The 18477-nt window shown below is 54.5% G+C and carries 11 protein-coding genes; 8 read left to right on the plus strand and 3 right to left on the minus strand.

Features of this window, described 5'->3' with window-relative positions; translation table 11 throughout:
* Positions 1-34: 34 nt before the first annotated feature.
* The 5 genes from PSR63_RS24095 to PSR63_RS24115 all read left to right on the plus strand — a co-directional run bounded on the left by PSR63_RS24095 (position 35) and on the right by PSR63_RS24115 (position 9003).
* Complete coding sequence (locus PSR63_RS24095; protein ID WP_274328323.1) at positions 35-1324, plus strand: sulfatase family protein; 1290 nt, start codon at positions 35-37, stop codon at positions 1322-1324.
* A 225-nt stretch (positions 1325-1549) separates the two neighbouring features.
* Positions 1550-3043, plus strand: coding sequence for an aldehyde dehydrogenase family protein (locus tag PSR63_RS24100; protein WP_274328324.1), 1494 nt, complete (start codon positions 1550-1552; stop codon positions 3041-3043).
* A gap of 27 nt (positions 3044-3070) precedes the next feature.
* Positions 3071-4363: a class II aldolase/adducin family protein gene (locus tag PSR63_RS24105; protein ID WP_274328325.1), complete on the plus strand. Its 1293-nt coding sequence runs from the start codon at positions 3071-3073 to the stop codon at positions 4361-4363.
* A gap of 192 nt (positions 4364-4555) precedes the next feature.
* Positions 4556-8611, plus strand: coding sequence for a hypothetical protein (locus PSR63_RS24110; RefSeq protein ID WP_274328326.1), 4056 nt, complete (start codon positions 4556-4558; stop codon positions 8609-8611).
* Between the two features lie 191 nt (positions 8612-8802).
* Complete coding sequence (locus tag PSR63_RS24115; protein ID WP_274328327.1) at positions 8803-9003, plus strand: hypothetical protein; 201 nt, start codon at positions 8803-8805, stop codon at positions 9001-9003.
* Positions 9004-9430: 427 nt separating this feature from the next.
* Here PSR63_RS24115 and PSR63_RS24120 read toward each other — a convergent pair whose 3' ends face one another.
* Positions 9431-9559 (minus strand): hypothetical protein, encoded by a 129-nt coding sequence (locus tag PSR63_RS24120; RefSeq protein WP_274328328.1) that lies wholly within the window; start codon positions 9557-9559, stop codon positions 9431-9433.
* Positions 9560-9587: 28 nt separating this feature from the next.
* Positions 9588-10190: a hypothetical protein gene (locus tag PSR63_RS24125; protein WP_443111062.1), complete on the minus strand. Its 603-nt coding sequence runs from the start codon at positions 10188-10190 to the stop codon at positions 9588-9590.
* A gap of 654 nt (positions 10191-10844) precedes the next feature.
* Between PSR63_RS24125 and PSR63_RS24130 the strand changes: the two genes are divergently transcribed.
* Positions 10845-14039: a DUF1553 domain-containing protein gene (locus PSR63_RS24130; RefSeq protein WP_274328330.1), complete on the plus strand. Its 3195-nt coding sequence runs from the start codon at positions 10845-10847 to the stop codon at positions 14037-14039.
* A gap of 3 nt (positions 14040-14042) precedes the next feature.
* Entirely contained in the window at positions 14043-15503 is a 1461-nt protein-coding gene (locus PSR63_RS24135; RefSeq protein ID WP_274328332.1) for a DUF1501 domain-containing protein, read from the plus strand.
* Between the two features lie 147 nt (positions 15504-15650).
* Here the strand turns inward: PSR63_RS24135 and PSR63_RS24140 are convergent, their stop codons facing one another.
* Positions 15651-16928, minus strand: coding sequence for a PQQ-binding-like beta-propeller repeat protein (locus tag PSR63_RS24140; protein WP_274328334.1), 1278 nt, complete (start codon positions 16926-16928; stop codon positions 15651-15653).
* 428 nt (positions 16929-17356) lie between these two features.
* On the opposite strand from PSR63_RS24140, the gene PSR63_RS24145 reads away from it, so the two are divergent.
* Complete coding sequence (locus tag PSR63_RS24145; RefSeq protein ID WP_274328336.1) at positions 17357-18238, plus strand: ion transporter; 882 nt, start codon at positions 17357-17359, stop codon at positions 18236-18238.
* Positions 18239-18477 lie beyond the last annotated feature (239 nt).

An 18477-nucleotide genomic window follows, 5' to 3' on the forward strand; every position in this document is an offset into this window, starting at 1 on the left:
GATCGCGTTTGCGGTGTCCCTCTCGGGATCTGCCATGGCAGGTAGCCCCCCCAATTTCATCATCATCCTCGCGGATGATCTGGGCTTCGGCGACGTGGGGTGTTATGGCTCCGAGAAAATAAAGACACCTCACCTCGACCGCATGGCGAGTGAGGGCATCCAGTTTACGGACTTCTATGCCACGGCACCCATCTGCACCCCCACGCGCGCATCGCTGATGACGGGTTGCTATCCTTCGAGGGTCGGGCTTGGCACACCGCTGCACACACCAGATCGGATCGGCTTGAATCAGGATGAAGTGACCATTGCGGAGCTGCTTCAATCGAAAGGTTACGCCACGGCATGCATCGGCAAATGGCACCTAGGGCATCAACCAGACTTCTATCCTACGCGACACGGCTTTGACTACTATTACGGCACGCCGCTGGGGCATTGCTTCCGAACAGAACGCATGCAAAAGCGTGGCAAGTATTCCGATCTGTTTCTTCGAAACGAAACTCGCGTGCCGTTCCCGCCGGACGATCAGCTCACGCAGGACGTGACCGCAGACGCTATCGAGTGGATCAAGTCGACTCGGGACAAGCCATTCTTCCTGTTCCTGTCGCACCCAATGCCGCACGGCCCCGTCGCAGCGTCAGAGCGATTCCGTGGCAAGAGCCAAGGCGGGGTATATGGGGACGCTGTTGAGACGATCGATTGGAGTACTGGAGAGATCCTCAAGACGCTACGCGAACTCGGGCTAGATCAAGACACCATTGTCATGTTTACCTCTGACAACGGCGCAGACGACGGGAACTGGGAGGTGAAGGCCGATTGGTTCGGTTCCAATGCACCCTTCCGCGGCAAGAAGCAGCAGGCTTGGGAGGGTGGGCTGCGAGTCCCTTGTCTAGCATGGGGGCCGGGACGTATCCCATCCAAGGTGGTCTTGAGTGAAGTGACGTCAGTCATGGATTTGCTACCTACATTTTCGGCGATGGCCGGGGCAAGTCTACCGGAAGATAGAGTTATCGACGGCAAGGACATCAGTGGCCTTCTTTTGGGAAGAATCAACGAATGGTCGCCGTATGACGCCTTCATTTACCATGCCAGATTTGGCAAACGCGCCGGTATCCGGATGGGGAAGTGGAAATTACTCATCGATGTCGATGCGGGCACTTGGCGTCATCAAGGGGACGCTCTGTACGACCTCTCTGCTGATCCCGGCGAGTCAAACAATCTTGTCAAACAACATCCAGAGGTAGTAGAGCGTCTTCGGCAACGACTAAACGAATTTGAAGAAGACCTGCAGAAGAATTCTCGTGAGCCAGGCCGCATTCACGAATGAAAATCGCCTCGGCTCGATTTACTGACAACACCGACAAAGGGCTAAAGAATAACTCGCTCCCTGCTACTGCGCGAATCACGATGAACGGAAAATAGTTTCACGAGCCCTATTTGTTTTAGCACTCTCAACTTGCGACAATGAATCAAACATCACGGCGATGAATAACAAGAAGGTTTGTGTTTCCCATCGCCATCCCGCCACTGCATCTCTAATCCCAGAATACCTATGAGCACCCTACCGAAATTGACGTTGCTACCTGAAGTCGAAAAATTCCTGAGTCGAGAACGTCTCACGAGCGTTGTGGGCGGTCAGCCATTTGCAACCAGCAGCAATGACTGCATTGCGACCTACGATCCTGGTTCTGGTGAAAAGCTCGCTGACGTCGAAGAACTGACTTCGCAGGAAGTTGACCAGGCGGTTCAAATTGCGGACGAGGCATTCAAAAATACGACCTGGGCGACGATGCCGTCTAATGAGAGAGCCGCTTTGATGCATCGCCTGGCCGACGCGATCGAGAAGCACAAGGCTATAATCGGACAGATTGAGTCGCTCGATGCTGGCAAGGTCGAAGCCCAGGCTCAAGGTGACGTCCAGAACTGTGCCGATACGCTGCGTTACTTCGCGGACCTTGCCCAGCACATGAACCACCGCACGACCTTGGCCGTCAAAGGACATGAAGCCTGGACGTTTCGTAAGCCGTGGGGAGCTTGTGCATTTATCTTTCCTTGGAACTTTCCATTCCTGTTAATCGGTTGGGGGATCTCCCCTGCGCTGGCGGCTGGCAATACCGTTGTGATCAAGCCTGCGGAAGATACGCCACTCTCGGCAATCTATCTGGCCGAACTGGCCAAGGAAGTCGGCATTCCTGATGGCGTTATTAATGTGATCACTGGGCGTGGGGCGACCGTCGGCGCCGCACTGTCCAGCAACAAAGTAATCAAACGCATGTCGTTCACCGGTTCTCCGGAGGTTGGTCGTCTGGTTGGTGAAGCGTGCGGTCGTAACCTGGTACCCGTCAAGCTCGAATTGGGTGGTAAAGGCGCGGCAGTCATCTTCAATGATGTCGACGTCGAAGACACGACCAAAAAGCTCGCAGCGGCTATTACTTTCCATACCGGTCAGGTATGCTGCGATGCGACGCGCTGGCTCGTGCATCAAGACATTTACGACGACTTCATCAATCAATGCGTAAACCTTCTTTCTGAGGTCAAGATCGGCCATCAGCTCGACGTGAGCACCCAGATGGGACCGGTTGTAAATGCCAAGCAGCGCGAACGTGTACTCGGCTATCTAGAAAAGGGGGTCGCGGAAGGCGCCGAATGTTTGCTCAGTGGAGGACCTGCAAACGTCGAAGGATTCCCTGGGAACTTCGTCAAGCCAGCCCTCTTGGCAGGCTCGCTCGATAACACGGCGGCTCAAGAGGAGATCTTTGGTCCGGTTGCTTACCTGGCTCCTTTCAAGACAGAGCAGGAAGCCATCGAGATGGCGAATTACACGACCTATGGTCTCGCCAATAGTGTCTGGTCAGCCGATCTCGCTCGCGCGGCTCGCGTTGCTGAATCGATGGTGGCAGGCAATAGTTGGATCAACGCCCATAACGTGTTTGCCCAAGGTGTCCCCTATGGAGGAATCAATCAGAGTGGTCTGGGTGGCGGCGTTCTTTCGGTGGAAACGCTTCTCGACTATTACCGCAGCACCTCTGTCGTGCGGCCTCTTTAGTCGCGACTCTAGCCCCAGAAAGAACCTATGAGCACCCGATCTGATTACCTGCACCCGCGTGATGAGATCATGCAAACGATGGATCGTATCTATCGTTATCGCATGACCACAACATCTGGTGGTAACCTTTCGATACGCGACGAATCAGGCGACATCTGGATTACGCCTGCCCGTGTCGATAAAGGCAATCTCACGCGGAACGATATTATCCGCGTGAGATCCGACGGAACCGTGGAGGGCCCGCACCCTCCTTCGTCGGAATTTCCGTTTCATAGAGCGATCTACGATGCCCGGCCAGATATCCGGGCAATCGTACACGCCCACCCGGTCGCTTTGGTCGCGTTTAGTATTTGCCAATCGGTTCCCAATACACGACTGTTCCACCAAACGCACTCAGTCAGTGGCAAAGTCGGCTTCGCCCCCTACGCGTGTCCAGGCAGCCAACAACTGGGAAGTAATATCGCAACCGCATTCGCGGAGGGATGCGATAGTGTGATCTTGGAGAACCACGGCGTCGTCGTGGGTGCAGAATCTCTTGCGCGGGCATTTGAACGTTTTGAAGCGTTTGAGTTTGCCGGCAAAACCTTGATCAAAGCGAGCAAGCTGGGGAGCGTCCAATACCTGAGCGATTCTCAGCTGGAACTCGCAGCAAGCCGCAGTGTTGACCCGCCGTCGTTCGAGCCCTCGACAGCGAATCAAAAAGAACGCGAGCTCCGTAAGCAACTCTGCGATTTTATTCGCCGAGGCTGTCGGCAACGACTCTTGATCAGTACCGAAGGTAGCTTCTCAGCACGTGTGGATAAGGATTCTTTCCTGATCACTCCGACCCAACAGGATCGAGAGTCATTAACAATCGAAGACTTTGTGCTCGTGCAAGACGGAAACCGAGAAGCCGGCAAGAAGGCCAGCCGTGCGGTATTGGCTCATCGAGCCATTTATCAGCAGCATCCAAGTGTCGATGCTATTGTGTTTGCCCATCCGGTTAATGCGACGGCATTCAGTGTTACTGACTCGGTATTTGATACGCGAACCATTCCCGAAAGCTATGTCTTTCTTCGTGATGTTGGACGCGTACCTTACGGCGTTCAGTATCAGAACGATGGCAAGATCGCCAGCTACATATCGACAGTTTCGCCGGCGGCCATTCTAGAGAACGACGGTGTACTGGTAACCGGCTCGAGCGTACTGGATGCGTTTGATCGCTTGGAAGTTCTGGAAGCCACCTCGGAAGCCGTAATCAACGCGACCTCCATTGGGAACGTTTCTGCCATGTCTCAGGCAGTGATCGATGAACTTCGCAGTGCCTTCCATTTAAACTGAGATTCCGCCACGTTCTAGCAACTTTGCTGGGTAGAGATCTTCCTTCAACGACAAATCTGCCGAGGAGTTTTTCCGCGGCAATGAGGTCATGATAGTCGCTTTGGTTGCCCAGGCTGAGCATAATGCAAGGTGGTACGGAGCGTTCTATTTACATCCTGCGCGTGCACTAAATCGCATAGGGGAGAATCCGGTATGTCTGTTCCCTCAAGAGCGTTCGCGATTGTCCTTCTGTTCGCTATCCTCTGCCTTCCTCGAGAAAGCGTATTAGCCCAAAGCCCCGAAATCCCGGATGCGCTCAAGCCCTGGGAGGCTTGGGCTACTTGGAATGATAAGGAACAGAATTGCCCGCCGGTTTATAACGATGCCGAAGATCGAGTCTGCTTCTGGCCCTCTCGGTTAAGTCTCGACGCCGGCCAGCAGGGTGGTTCGTGGAAAGCGAATGTCGTTGTATTTGCTGAGACCTGGGTGCCGATTCCCGGAAACAATGAAATTTGGCCGCAGAACGTGACGGGTAATGGAGAACCACTCGTTGTCATTGAGAGGCAGGGACGCCCCGCCGTACGGTTGGAGGTTGGTCGTTATGAACTCTCTGGTGATTTTGCCTGGAGTGAAATGCCCCAAACAATCGCGATTCCGCAGGAGTTTGGGATCTTATCATTGGTTGTCAATGATAATACGATTCCATTGCCCGATTGGGATGCACACGGAAATGTATGGTTAAGCCGATCACGGGCGATGGAGACGCAACAGAATCTCGTTACCGCTGAAGTGTACCGAGTTATTGAAGACGGAATCCCTCTCTGGCTGCGAACCGACGTCGAATTGACCGTCTCTGGAAAGAGTCGCGAAGAAGACCTCGGTTGGATTCTGCCCTCGGGTTGGCTGTTATCCAGAGTCGATAGTCCGATACCGGTAGCCATTGATGAAAAAGGTCGCCTTAAGGCCCAGGTGCGTGCGGGAAAATGGACCATTAGTCTTACCGCCTTTCATGCCAGTGACACGAAGTCCATTCAATACGCAGAGGACGCCAAGCCCGTCGTCAATATCGAGTTAGTGGGTTTTCGGGCAAAGCCTGATTTTCGCCTGGCAGAGGTGACGGATGTCAAGGCGGTGGACGTCACACAAACAACCTTCCCGGAAAAGTGGCGTGATCTGCCTGTTTACCAATGGGAGACGAAGTCGGCGATTGGGCTTGTCGAGAGAATTCGCGGAATGGGGCTGCAACGTCCTGAGGGTTTGCGTATTACTCGTGAATTCTGGCTGGATGAAGATGGCCGAACTCTGACATATCACGATGTAGTACGCGGCCAGATGCAACAAATCTGGCGCCTCGACTCGACCGACGGCGAACAACTTGGGGTCGTTCGTGTGGATGGACAGGGGCAACTGATAACAGCGAATCCTAAGACAGGCGCCCATGGCGTAGAGATTCGTACTCGCAACTTAAACTTGGAAGCAATTGGAACGATAGAAAACCCCTCTGAGATTCCAGCAACGGGTTGGCAAGTCGATGCGGATGCACTGGAGGTGACGATGCATCTTCCGCCTGGTTGGCGTGCGCTGGCGTTGTTCGGAGCGGATGATGTAGACGGCGATTGGCTTACCGCTTGGTCTTTGCTGGACCTGTTCTTACTGCTCATTTTTACTTTGGCTGTCTATCGTCTTTGGGGAATCCCTGCGGGAATTCTGGCGTTCGTCGCGTTCACTCTGGCGTACCAGGAGCCGGGCGCACCACGTCTCGCTTGGTTTTTCCTCTTGATGCCCATCGGTCTGTTGCGAGTCGTGCCGGACGGTGTATTCCAGAAGTGGATTAAAGCATGGAAGTACATAGCGATTGCCTTGCTAGTCATCATTCTGATTCCTTTCCTTGTCTTACAGATTCAAAGCGCCTTGTACCCTCAGTTGGAGTCGCACGGTGTTAACTACGCATCGCAGCGTATTTTTCCGCCAGTAGAGACCTCGTACGGTCCGTCGGTTGGGATGGATGAGATGGCCTTCGAGGCCGATAAGTTGGCCAAGCCAGCGGCTCAAATGAAACAAGAAGTCCAGTCGGAAAATTTGCTGTATGATCCCAAGGCTCGAATTCAGACGGGACCAGCGCAACCGGAGTGGACCTGGAATCGAATCGACTGTCGTTGGGATGGCCCGGTGGATGCCGACCAGCGGATCCGACCAATTCTCATTTCAGGCCCTATATATCGGTTGCTTACCGTGATGAGGATCTTGTTGCTAACACTGCTGGCCGCGGTAGTGTGTGGCTTCAAATTTCCGAATCCGCTCTTTCGGCGTTCAGCCGAAGCGGCATCAGTGCTTTTGCTGCTCAGTTTCGGTTCGACTCAACTAAATGCTCAGGAGATTCCCAGCCCGGAAATGCTGCAAACACTCAGGGAGCGGTTGCTGGAACCAGCCGATGCGTTTCCGCGAGCGGCAGAGATTTCATCTGTGCAGCTTAAACTGCAAGACAACCGAGTCACGATGGATGCTGAAATCCATACGGCTCTGGAAGTTGCCACGCCACTTCCCGGACAAGTCCCCAATTGGTCGCCAATCTCTGTGAGCGTTGATGGCGAACCGACGGATTTGATCTGCCGAAGAGACGGTTACTTGTGGGTGGTATTACCCCGCGGCGTGCATCATGTCGTCGTGGAAACGATGCTTCCTAACGTGACCGAGTGGCAATGGACGTTTCTGTTGAAACCACGCACCGTCTCAATCGAGGCACCGGGATGGATGGTGACCGGAGTCCGTCCCAATGGTGTTCCTGAGAAACAAGTCTTCTTTGTGCGTCAGCAACCGAAAGATGAAAACGCACCCACTTACGACCGTAAGGACTTTAATGCAGTCGTCGCAGTGAATCGGCATCTAGAGACCGGAATTAGCTGGCAAATTCGAAATGTCGTGACACGGTTGTCCCCTCTCGGGACGGCCGTTTCGCTCAAGGTTCCGTTGTTGCCTGGCGAAAGTGTGCTGACGCCGAACGTGGTCGTCGAAGGAGGTGAGATCGAGGTCAAACTTGGGGCGAATGAGGAAAGCGTGTCGTGGATGAGCGAACTCCCGGTGGGGAAAACCATTCAACTGGCTGCTACCGAAACCGACCAATGGGTCGAACGATGGTATCTCATGGCATCGCCTGTATGGAATGTCACGTACAGCGGACTCACACCAGTTTTCGAGGCGGAACAGCAAGATCTGGTGCCCGTCTGGTATCCCTGGCCTGGTGAAACGGCAACTTTGGTGTTTAGCCGGCCGGAAGCAGTGTCAGGTGACACGGTAACGGTGCAAAGAGCACGTCATGAAACAACGTTGGGAAGCCGCCAACGCACGACAGACTTGACACTGGAGTTGACCTGTAGTCTTGGCAGTGACTTTAGGATGAAATTGAATCCCGAGACAGAAGTTTCTTCCGTTTTGGTCGACGGGCAAGGCATTCCAGTTCGTCGCGATGGCGATACGCTTATTGTTCCTGTTCAGCCAGGCGAGCAGACAGTTGAGATTGCGTGGCGATCCAACACACCCATGCAGACATTGGTGCACATGGAAGAGGTCGAGTTGCCGGTTGACGCTGCGAATGTTACTTCAGTCGTGCGTGTTCCAGTGAGTCGCTGGGTTTTGTGGACCCGTGGTCCGACGCGTGGCCCCGCCGTTCGGTTTTGGGTGATCTTAGTCGCCGCACTTCTCGCAGCCTTGGTGCTAGGTGGATTCAAGCTGTCGCCGCTGACTCGTATTGAGTGGATTCTGCTGGTGATCGGTTTGACACAAGTGAACGTGGTTGCATCGCTTTTGGTTGTAGCCTGGCTCTTTTTATTGGCGTGGCGTGGTACTTGCGAGCCGAATGCTTCTCGTCGGGAACTATTTAATCTGGCACAGATTGGATTAGCGATACTCACGTTGCTGGCATTGGGAATCTTAGTTGTGGTGGTGTGGGCCGGGCTGCTTGGCAATCCAGAAATGTTCATTGTCGGCAACGGGTCATCGCGAACATACTTGCAGTGGTTTGAGCCACGAACCGGGACAATCCTGCCAGAACCAGCGATCGTGTCCATCTCGGTATGGTTTTACCGACTGCTGATGCTCATCTGGGCACTCTGGTTGGCTTCCGCATTGTTGCGCTGGCTCACTGTGGGTTGGCAGCAATTCAGCCATGGAGGTAGCTGGCAGCATCGAGCATTGATAGTTGCAAGTTCGGCACCGAATCCGGCGGAGGAAGCATCGCATTCAGGAGCCGCGCAGAATGAACCGAAAAGTTGAGCTTTGCAGAATTCGACTGGCTTAGAAAATGGTCTTGAAAAGTAGCCAATGACGGTTCGTTCTTGGCGTCGAACTGATCTCAGCAAGTTTCCTATAAACCCCAAGGTAGCGAAATTCCGTGAAAGTCGGATCTTGTCGTGCGAGGGTGGAGAGACGGGGCCTGTTATCCCTAGGATTTGCTAGGGTTAGCGATGCTCACGCTTCGTGGCTTCGTCGACTACGGGGATCGCGGCCGCATCCGCAGGGGACTTGTTGTCTGCCCTTGGCTTAGCATCTTTCAGCTGAATCCTAGCACCGTGAACAGTTTCGCCTGTCGACTCATCCCGGATGAGCACATGGATGATGGTGTCTTCGATAAAGTCGTCGTTCAGGCAGCTGATCCTGAAACCTAGAGCGTCTGGGTTCTCCTGGGGCGTAATCTGCTCCAAAGGGAATCGACCAACGCCTGTGCCGTCCTCACGAAGATCGCAGACAGCTTTTGCACTAAGTCCTTTTCGCTTACTATCAATTTCAAGCCAAAACGTGGTCCTGTGAGCACGTTCATAGACGAGTTTCGTGAGTCTGTACTGAATTGCTACGTTCCCAGGCTGGTCCACGGCCGCAGGGTCTGCCGCTCGGGTCGTGGTCGCAAGCAGAAAGATCGGGGTTGCACAAGAGAATGCCAGCAACCGTGTCATCATAGTACGAGTAGGTTGCATATCGGTTCTCCAGTTTTCGGTTATGTCTGAACGGGACACCTATTGATACGAGGCAACGATAGTGCTTTTTGAAGGCATTCCGAGAAGTTCAATACGATAACTCAACATTCGGATCCATTGTTTACCCCGTCATCGTGGCGATTTTCAGGATCGAAGCCATCGACGTTGACGGCACCATCTGTGCCAGCGACAGTCCCCAACCGTTAGCCCGCGCTTCGTTGGTTGCGCCGATGCAGGAGATGGTGTTCACCGTCAATACACCTTCATGCAACACTTCATCAGAAGGTTGATACCGTAAACCCATCGAAAGCATTGAGATCGTCGAACGATCCAATGCCTACTCGCCCCGCGCCAAACGTTTTGTCGGTTACGCTCATGTGTGGGGTGGTCATGTCGTCGAAGAAGACTTCGATGAGTCCGGTATCGATATTGCGACGTACCATGACGTTATGCCATTGATCGTCCCAGGGGGTAAGTTTCTCGTTCTTCGTAAGTGCTAACCGCGGAGCTTCTTTGACGATCATTATTTGGCCACTGTGCGGGTCAGGCTTCGCGCCCAGGTGGCAGTAGTAGAAGTGCGATGCATCTTGATAACCGAAGAAGATACAGCAGTCGCGATGGTTGCCGGTGTCTTTTGTGCTGCGAACTCGAAAGCGAATTTCGCAGTTGCCAACTTGCAAGTCTTTGACCAAGGCAACATGACCCGGGCTGCGCGTGGGAGGCTTGTACTCGCTGCCGCGCTCGGTGATCTCGATGACACCGCCGGCGTCTTCTGAATTTTTCCAGCTCCAAGTTTTGGGATCGAGGAATTCCCAACGTTTGAGGTCGCCAATCGACTGAACTGGATTCGCGTCGGTCCCATCAAAATCGTCAGAAAACACGACCTTTCCTTTGGGGGCATCAGCACTTTTGGCTTCTGTGGTTACCAGCAAGGAAATCGATGCCACCAGTGCAAAATTGAGGCATACTCGCGCGAGAAACTTGGTACTTGTCACAGGATTCAAACCTCCTCAATCAGAACGACTTCGGCGAAAAAGATCGATAGATTCAACTCGCATTGTTCAATGTCTTCCGCCATTGTGTCTACTGGAAGCAATATCTGCAATTGTATGGACCAGCGGTAATTGAGCTCTTGTTACAACTGGCTTACTTTGGATTCGTTCAATCTTTCTTAACCGCCCCTTGAATTACAGTGGCAAATAGTCATATGGACGTTGAGTGAGCAAGGGAAAAGCGTTCGTCGAAACGACGGGATATCGTAGAAATACCCTCCTAAGACAGTGGCGGAAACAAGAAAGACCGGGGAATTCTGCCTGGAACATCTCTTCAAGAATGGAGGACGTGATGTTAATATGTAGATGGTGTTAACCCTGGAACGGTTCCAGGCTCAACATCATTTGACCCGACTGGGAAATCCTGGTTTGGTTGTAAAAGTCTCACCGGCCGAACACCGTCCGCAACGCGCCAGCGTATCTTCCTGCGAGACGGGCCCACCTGAAGCCAATTATTCCGGCCTTATTCTTGCAGGTGATGCGATGTTGTCGATTCGCAGCGTGCCGACCCTCACGCAATCCCGAAGTCTTGCCTTGCTTATGGTAGCGATGTCGCTGCTTGGATTGATGCAGGCGAGGTCAGTATTAGCGGATGAAGCTGCACGCCTTTCATTCAACAAAGATGTCCGTCCGATCTTGTCCACCGCCTGTTTTCATTGTCACGGCCCGGACGAAAAGCAACGCGGCGCGGACCTGCGGTTGGATGAAGAAGAAGGTATTGAATACGCCTTTCGCGACGGCGGTCTGGAAGACAGTGAAGGCTGGCGGCGGATTCTCTCGGGCGATGCTGATGAAGTCATGCCGCCACCCGACTCGCACCTTGAACTGAAGGCTGGACAACGCGAAATCCTCCGGCAATGGATTCAGCAAGGCGCTGAGTTCCAAGGACATTGGTCGTTCATACCGCCGGTGAAGCCGGACGTGCCGCAGGTCAACAGCGAAGCGCGCGTTCGCGGAGCAATCGATGCCTTCGTTCAACAGCGACTCGAGAAAGACGGACTCACACTAGCGGAAGAAGCCGACAAAGAGCGATTGCTGCGACGCGTCACCCTCGATCTGACCGGGCTTCCTCCGACCATCGCAGAGATCGACGATTTCCTCGGCGACAATTCCCCGGACGCGTATGAAAAAGTGGTCGACCGCCTGCTTGCTTCGCCGCGGTACGGTGAGCGAATGACGGTTTCCTGGATGGACCTGGCAAGATACGGCGACACGAGCGTGTTTCACGCTGACGGCCCACGGACGATGTGGCCATGGCGGGATTGGGTCATCAATGCTTACAACGACAACAAACCGTTCGACGAGTTTACCCGAGAGCAGTTGGCAGGCGACCTGATTCCTGACGCAACCGTGGAACAAAAAATTGCCACGGCCTTCCTGCGGAACAACGCCTCGACGGACGAGGGCGGCGTGATCGCGGAAGAGGCCCGCGTGGAATACGCAGTGGATCGCGTGCGGACCACCGCGCAGGTCTGGCTCGGACTGACCGTTGAGTGTGCGCAGTGCCACGATCACAAGTACGATCCCATCTCCCAAAAAGACTACTACGCTTTTTACGATTTCTTCAATCAGTCTGCTGATCCCGGAATGCAAACGCGCAATGGCAATCAGAAGCCTGTAATCGACGTTCCGAATTATCGCGGCTTGGCCGAGGCTGCGACGCTGAAAAACGAACTTGCGGGTGTCACGAAACAACTTGAAGCCCACAAAGCCGCGTCGCAAGAAGCGTTTGCAAAGTGGCTTACGAAAATGGAGTCCGCCGCCAAAAACGGTGAGACCTACGTGATCGATGACGCGCTGCTCTATTGCACCTTCGAAGAGGACGATACGCAGCAGATCGCTAATTCCGCCGGCGACAGCCTGGCAGGGACCAGCAAAGGCTCCGTGCAACGCGTCGAAGGCAAGGAAGGCTCCGCCTTGCAGCTCGACGGAAAAAGCTTTGTCGAGTTCGGTGACCTGGCCGCATTCGACAACACGCAGAGCTTCAGCTACGGAGCCTGGATTCGCCCAGGCGGCAACATGAGCGGAGCCGTGTTGGCTCGAATGAATGACGGCAACGCGCACCGCGGCTACGATCTGTGGTTGCAGGGCGGGCACGTTGGGATGCATTTAATTCACAGTTGGCCCGATAACGCGCTAAAGGTCGTTACCAAAACACCGCTCAAAAAGGATGAGTGGCAACACGTCTTCATCACGTATGACGGCTCGCAAAAAGTCGGGGGGGTGAAGGTATTTGTAAACGGAGAACTGCAACCGGTAAACGTTGAGCAAGATAGCTTGTCTGCCACGACAGTAGCCAAGACGTCTCTCAATATCGGTCGCCGCAGCAGCAGTTCAAACTTCGTCGGCCAAATCGATGATGTGCGCATGTACGCTCGGCAATTAACGGAGGCCGAGGTCGCGGCCCTAGCTGAAGGCAAACTGCATCTCTCACTGATCGCGAAGCCCGCCGACCAGCGAACCGACGACGACCTCGCTGCTTTGCGCAACGTCTACTTTACTTCCTACGATGAGCTCGCTCAGAAGATCGCCAAAGAGCAGGGCCGCCTCAAGAGGGCCATTGCCGAGGCGGAAAATCCTGTCGGCAACGTCATGATCATGGAGAACCTGTCCAAGCCGCGGCAAACGTATCTGCTGATGCGGGGTAACTACGCATCGCCGGACAAAGAGAAACCGATATCCGCAGACGTGCTCAGTATCCTGGGCGACATGCCGGAAGGTGCTCCCAACAATCGGCTTGGTCTCGCCCAATGGCTGACCCAGCCAGACCACCCGCTTACCGCGCGAGTCGCCGTGAACCGCTACTGGTACATGCTGTTCGGCCGCGGATTGGTCAAGTCGCTTGAAGACTTCGGGTCTCAAGGTGAGTGGCCCAGCCACCCAGAGCTGCTCGATTGGCTGGCCGTCGATTTCGTCGACAGTGGGTGGGACGTGAAGCGGATGATGAAGCAAATAGTTATGTCGCAAACCTATCGGCAGTCCACCAAGGTGACGCCTGAGGTATGGGAAGTCGACCCGGAGAACGCGTTTCTCTCTCGCGGCCCACGGTTCCGACTGGCGGGCGAGTTCATTCGCGACAACGCCCTCGCGGCATCGGGCCTGCTCGTTGACACTATCGGCGGACCCGGCGTTAAACCGTACCAGCCGCCGGGATTGTGGAACGAAGTCAGCCTCAGCGGCAACGTTCGGTTTGTACAGGACCACGGCGAGAAGCTATATCGCCGCAGCATGTACATCTACTGGAAACGCTCGGCCCCGGCGCCGAGCATGATTATCTTCGATACTCCTAGCCGTGAGCTATGCACCATCCGACGATCCCGCACCAACACGCCGCTACAGGCGTTGGTGACGCTCAACGATCCGCAATTCGTCGAAGCGGCCAGGGTGTTGGCTCAGAGGATGCTTCTCGACAAAGACACCCCGGAGCTGAACGATCGCCTTACGAAGGCGTATCGATTGGCAGCGGGCGTTCGGCCGAAGCCACAAACTCTCGAAATTCTGGCGGCTGCCTATCGCGATGAGCTTCAGTATTTTGAGTCGGCCCCCGAACAAGCTACTGCACTTCTCAAGATTGGTGAATCTAAGCGTGACGAGGCGATCCCGCAGGCTGAACACGCGGCTCTGACCATCGTGATGAGCATGATTTTTAATCTCGATGAAACCCTCACCAGAGGATAACCGATGAATCCCATCCGCGAATATTCCCTGCTGCAAACACGTCGACAACTGCTAGGCAACACGTCCCGAGCGATTGGCGCGGCGGCCCTTGCGTCGTTGATGAACCCAGGCTTTACCAACATGGCAATGGCCGCGGAGTCTTCCAGTGGCAGGTTGCCAGGTCTGCCCCACTTCGCTCCGAAAGCCAAGCGGGTAATCTACCTGTTCATGGCGGGCGGGCCGTCTCATATCGACACCTTCGACTACCACCCGAAGATCCGAGAGATGCATGGCAAAGAGTTGCCTGCCGAGATCCGTGGCGATCAGCGCATCACTGGGATGACCAGCGGGCAGAAGTCTTTCCCGTGTGTCGCCCCGATGTTCAAGTTCCAAAAGTACGGCGAAAGTCAAACCTGGGTCAGTGAACTCCTGCCGAACATCGCTGGCATCGTGGATGACATCGCCATCGTAAAATCGGTGACGACCGAGGCGATTAATCACGACCCGGCCATCACCTTCATCAATACCGGCAGCCAACAGCCTGGCAAGCCAAGCTTGGGAGCCTGGCTCAGTTACGGCCTTGGTAGCCCCAACGAGAATCTGCCGTCGTACACTGTGATGATCTCTCGCGGCCCCGGGCAGAAGCAGGCCCTCTACGCGCGGCTCTGGAGTGCGGGCTTCCTGTCGTCGCGCCATCAAGGTGTCAAATTACGTGGCGGAGCGGAGCCGGTGCTCTACCTCAAAAACCCGGACGGTGTCGACCGTGATATGCGGCGCCGCATGCTCGATCGCATCGCCGAGATCAACGAGTCGCATTACGAAGACTTTGGCGATCCCGAAACCCAGGCCCGTATTGCGCAGTACGAAATGGCCTTTCGCATGCAAGCCAGCGTGCCAGAATTGGTTGACCTTTCCGATGAACCGGAAAGCACATTTGAGCTTTATGGCCCCGACTCTAAGAAGCCTGGCACATTCGCCCGTAATTGCATCATCGCCCGGCGGTTGGCGGAACGCGGCGTACCATTTCAGCAGCTGTTCCACCGCGGCTGGGACCAACACGGCAACCTCCCGAAGCTGATCCGCGGACAATGCGAAGGCATTGACCAGCCTGCGGCAGCTCTTGTGAAAGACCTCAAACAACGGGGCATGTTGGACGATACTTTGGTTGTCTGGGGCGGGGAGTTCGGTCGGACGATCTACTCGCAAGGAAAGCTCTCTAACGACAACCATGGCCGCGACCACCACGGGCGGTGCTTTACAATGTGGCTCGCCGGTGGGGGAGTGAAGGGCGGGGTAGAATACGGGCTGACCGACGACTTCAGTTACAACATCCTAAAGGACCCGGTCCACATCCGCGACTTCAACGCGACGATTCTCCACCAGATGGGAATTGATCACAACCGACTTACCTTCCGCCACCAAGGGCTGGATCAACGACTGACGGGGGTCGAACCAACAAAGGTGATTCGGGATATTTTGGTGTAGAGCAGGGCTTCCCTGTGCTTTTATGGCGCGCACGGGCAAATCGCCCGGAATTGCCAAGGGTGTCGAGCATCGCAAGGACATATCTTGGGCGCCTAGGCAGGTTCATCGGCGTTGATTGCTGATGATAGATTCCCGTTACCGAGTCTGCTATTTTCCGACGCAGAATAGAGTTTCCGTGCCGCGCAACAGAAGGCAACCCGGACCGGGTACGGGCGAGGCGATCACCGATTGATGCATATCGTTCTCGCCCAGCATTTGGAAACCTTCGCGAATGTCAGCGACCAGGATGATCCCGTCTTCCCGTGGGGCGTAAAGGGTGCCACCAGCGATCAGCGACGATCCATAGTAGCGGGACCGATGTTTGGGGAAAGCGCCTTCCCAAACGGTCTTGCCGGTTGCCGGGTCGAAACAGGTGACTTTTCCTTTGTCGCCCACAAGATAGATCTTATCTTGATAGACGGCCGGCGAAGGAACAAACGTACCGATGTCGTCCCGGTCCCACAAACGATTGGTCTCAGTGACGTCTCCAGCTCCAGCGAGACGCACGCCATGCAGCCGAGGAATCCCTCGATCATTACGACCATAAGCGATCACAGCGACGTCACCGACCACGACAGGTGTGGCGATCGTGGGCCAAAGCTTGTTGCCTTCGGGGTTGAAGCCGCCGCAACTCCAGACGAGTTGTCCTGTTTTGGCGTGGTGGATCGTGAGGTGCTCACCGCCCCAGGTGAGAAGCGACTCTTCGCCTTGAAAGTCAATGACCACCGGCGTGGAGTACCCGTGATCGCACTCCACGGGAGTTTCGTAGTTACGAGCGACTTTCCAGGCTAATTCACCCGTGGCTTTGTCAAACGCTGCCAGCCATGATTCGCCTTCGTGCATCCGGGCCATGACCACAAAATTTTGCGTTAGCACTGGCGACGTTCCGTGATCCCAAAACAGCGTGTCCGGTCCATAACGCTCGACCAAATTAGTTTTCCAGGCGGTCTTTCCTTGGAGATCGACTGCTGCCAGCGTCCCGCTCTTGAAGTAAACGAAAACATGCTCGCCGTCTGTGGTGGGTGAAGCATTACAACCCGAGCCATTGCGATGTTTGCCGGGGTTTTCACTACCGAACTGAACATTCCATAGCGACTTGCCATCAGCGTCCAGGGCAATCAGCGCGTCTTTGCCGTCTATTGGGGCGGTGACATAAATCGTGTTTTGCCAAACGATTGGCGTCGAGCAACCTTTCCCAGATAGCTCTGTTTTCCATTGCACCTTCTCGTCGCTCCACTCGATCGGCAAACCGACAAGCGGTGAACTTCCCGTATCGTCTGGGCCACGCCATTTTGGCCAATCGGCGAGCTTCTCGGCTGAGGCGATATTTGCGGCTGGGAGAACAATAGCGAGGGCGAACAAGGCAAACAAGCGAATTGGCGGCATGGGAAGGCTTCCGCGAGAGGAGGGAGGAAATGATCGCAACGAACGATCTGCATTTTGCCGGACGGATGGTGGCAGGTCAACGATGTGGTAATTTCGTTGGAACGCTACGAAATTGTTAAATCTATTCGATGGATTGGATCTTTAGCTTCCAATCGGTTATGGGACGTTCTTGGCGTGGCCTATTCTGCCAGCGATGGTGATCTCGCTGTGGTTGTCCTCTATTATATTTGATTGACAATCGAACATGCGAATGGCTTCTACTAAGAGAAGATAGTGGATTTCCCCGTGTTGTCCGCCAAGCAGATCTTGGGGCAAGTGTTTAACTGCCGGCATTCAAATAAGAACAACGAAGATATTCGATCATCTGACCTGAACTTCATCTCACTCATGTAGTAAGCGACGGGATTTCGTAAGGTCTAGAAAAGGATATGAAATTGGGAAACGACGTCGAGAGCCGCCCTGAGAACGATGATCGCTCGTGGCGGCAGCAGGTCTATGAGATCGTCTTCGAAGCCGATACACCGGCTGGCGTACTGTTTGATGTCTTGCTGCTTGTTGCCATTTTCCTCAGCGTGATGGTGGTAATGCTCGAGAGCGTCGAGTCGATACGGGTGCAGTATGGCCCCCTATTAGTTGGTGCTGAATGGTTCTTCACGCTTCTTTTCACGGTAGAGTACGTTGTGCGGATCATCTGTGCCCGCCGTCCACTACGATACATATTCAGTTTCTACGGCATTGTCGATCTTCTGGCGATCTTGCCGACTTATCTTATTGCACTTCCAATTACGTCCGATGCGGAGACGCAGCGGCTGACGACGATCCGGGCGTTACGCCTCTTGCGGGCGTTTCGAATCTTCAAGTTGGCTCACATGCTTTCGGAAGCAGATGCACTGCGCAACGCGATCTGGGCGGCCCGGGCCAAGGTGGCTGTGTTCCTGTCGTTCGTGGTGATTTCGGTTGTAATTGTTGGATCGGCCATGCATTTGATTGAAGGGGGCCGACTTGATGAGAACGGCCAAACGATGTCCAACGGGTTTGACTCTATTCCCGAGAGCATGTACTGGGCGGTTGTAACGATGACGACCGTCGGCTATGGCGACGTCTCTCCGACGACCGCGTTGGGGAAAGCGCTCGCGGCGTGCATGATGCTGCTGGGCTATTGCATGATTATCGTACCGACGAGCATAGTTTCTGCGGAATTCGCCCAGGCCGCCAGGAAGAATCTGACGACGCGGGTCTGCGAAAACTGCATGGCCGAAGGGCACGAAGCAGATGCCCGCTACTGCAAATATTGCGGAACGATGCTTTGAAACCGTTATCTGTCATCGTGAATCGAGTTGTCTGGGGATAACTGGGCAATGGGTTTCTGACGAGGGTCAGTAAGAAGCCCAATTTCAGCAAAAGCTTATCCAGTTGGGGTTTATCTCGACGCAGTTTCTATCCAACGCGTCTCTCGGCTTTTGCATGGCTCTTTGGTCTCACCTATTCAATTTCCTCTGGACGGTCAGCAGCAGATCGGTTTGAATCGTATTTGCATAATCTTTGCAAA

Source organism: Bremerella sp. P1 (assembly GCF_028748185.1).
In the GTDB taxonomy this organism is placed as follows: Bacteria; Planctomycetota; Planctomycetia; order Pirellulales; family Pirellulaceae; genus Bremerella.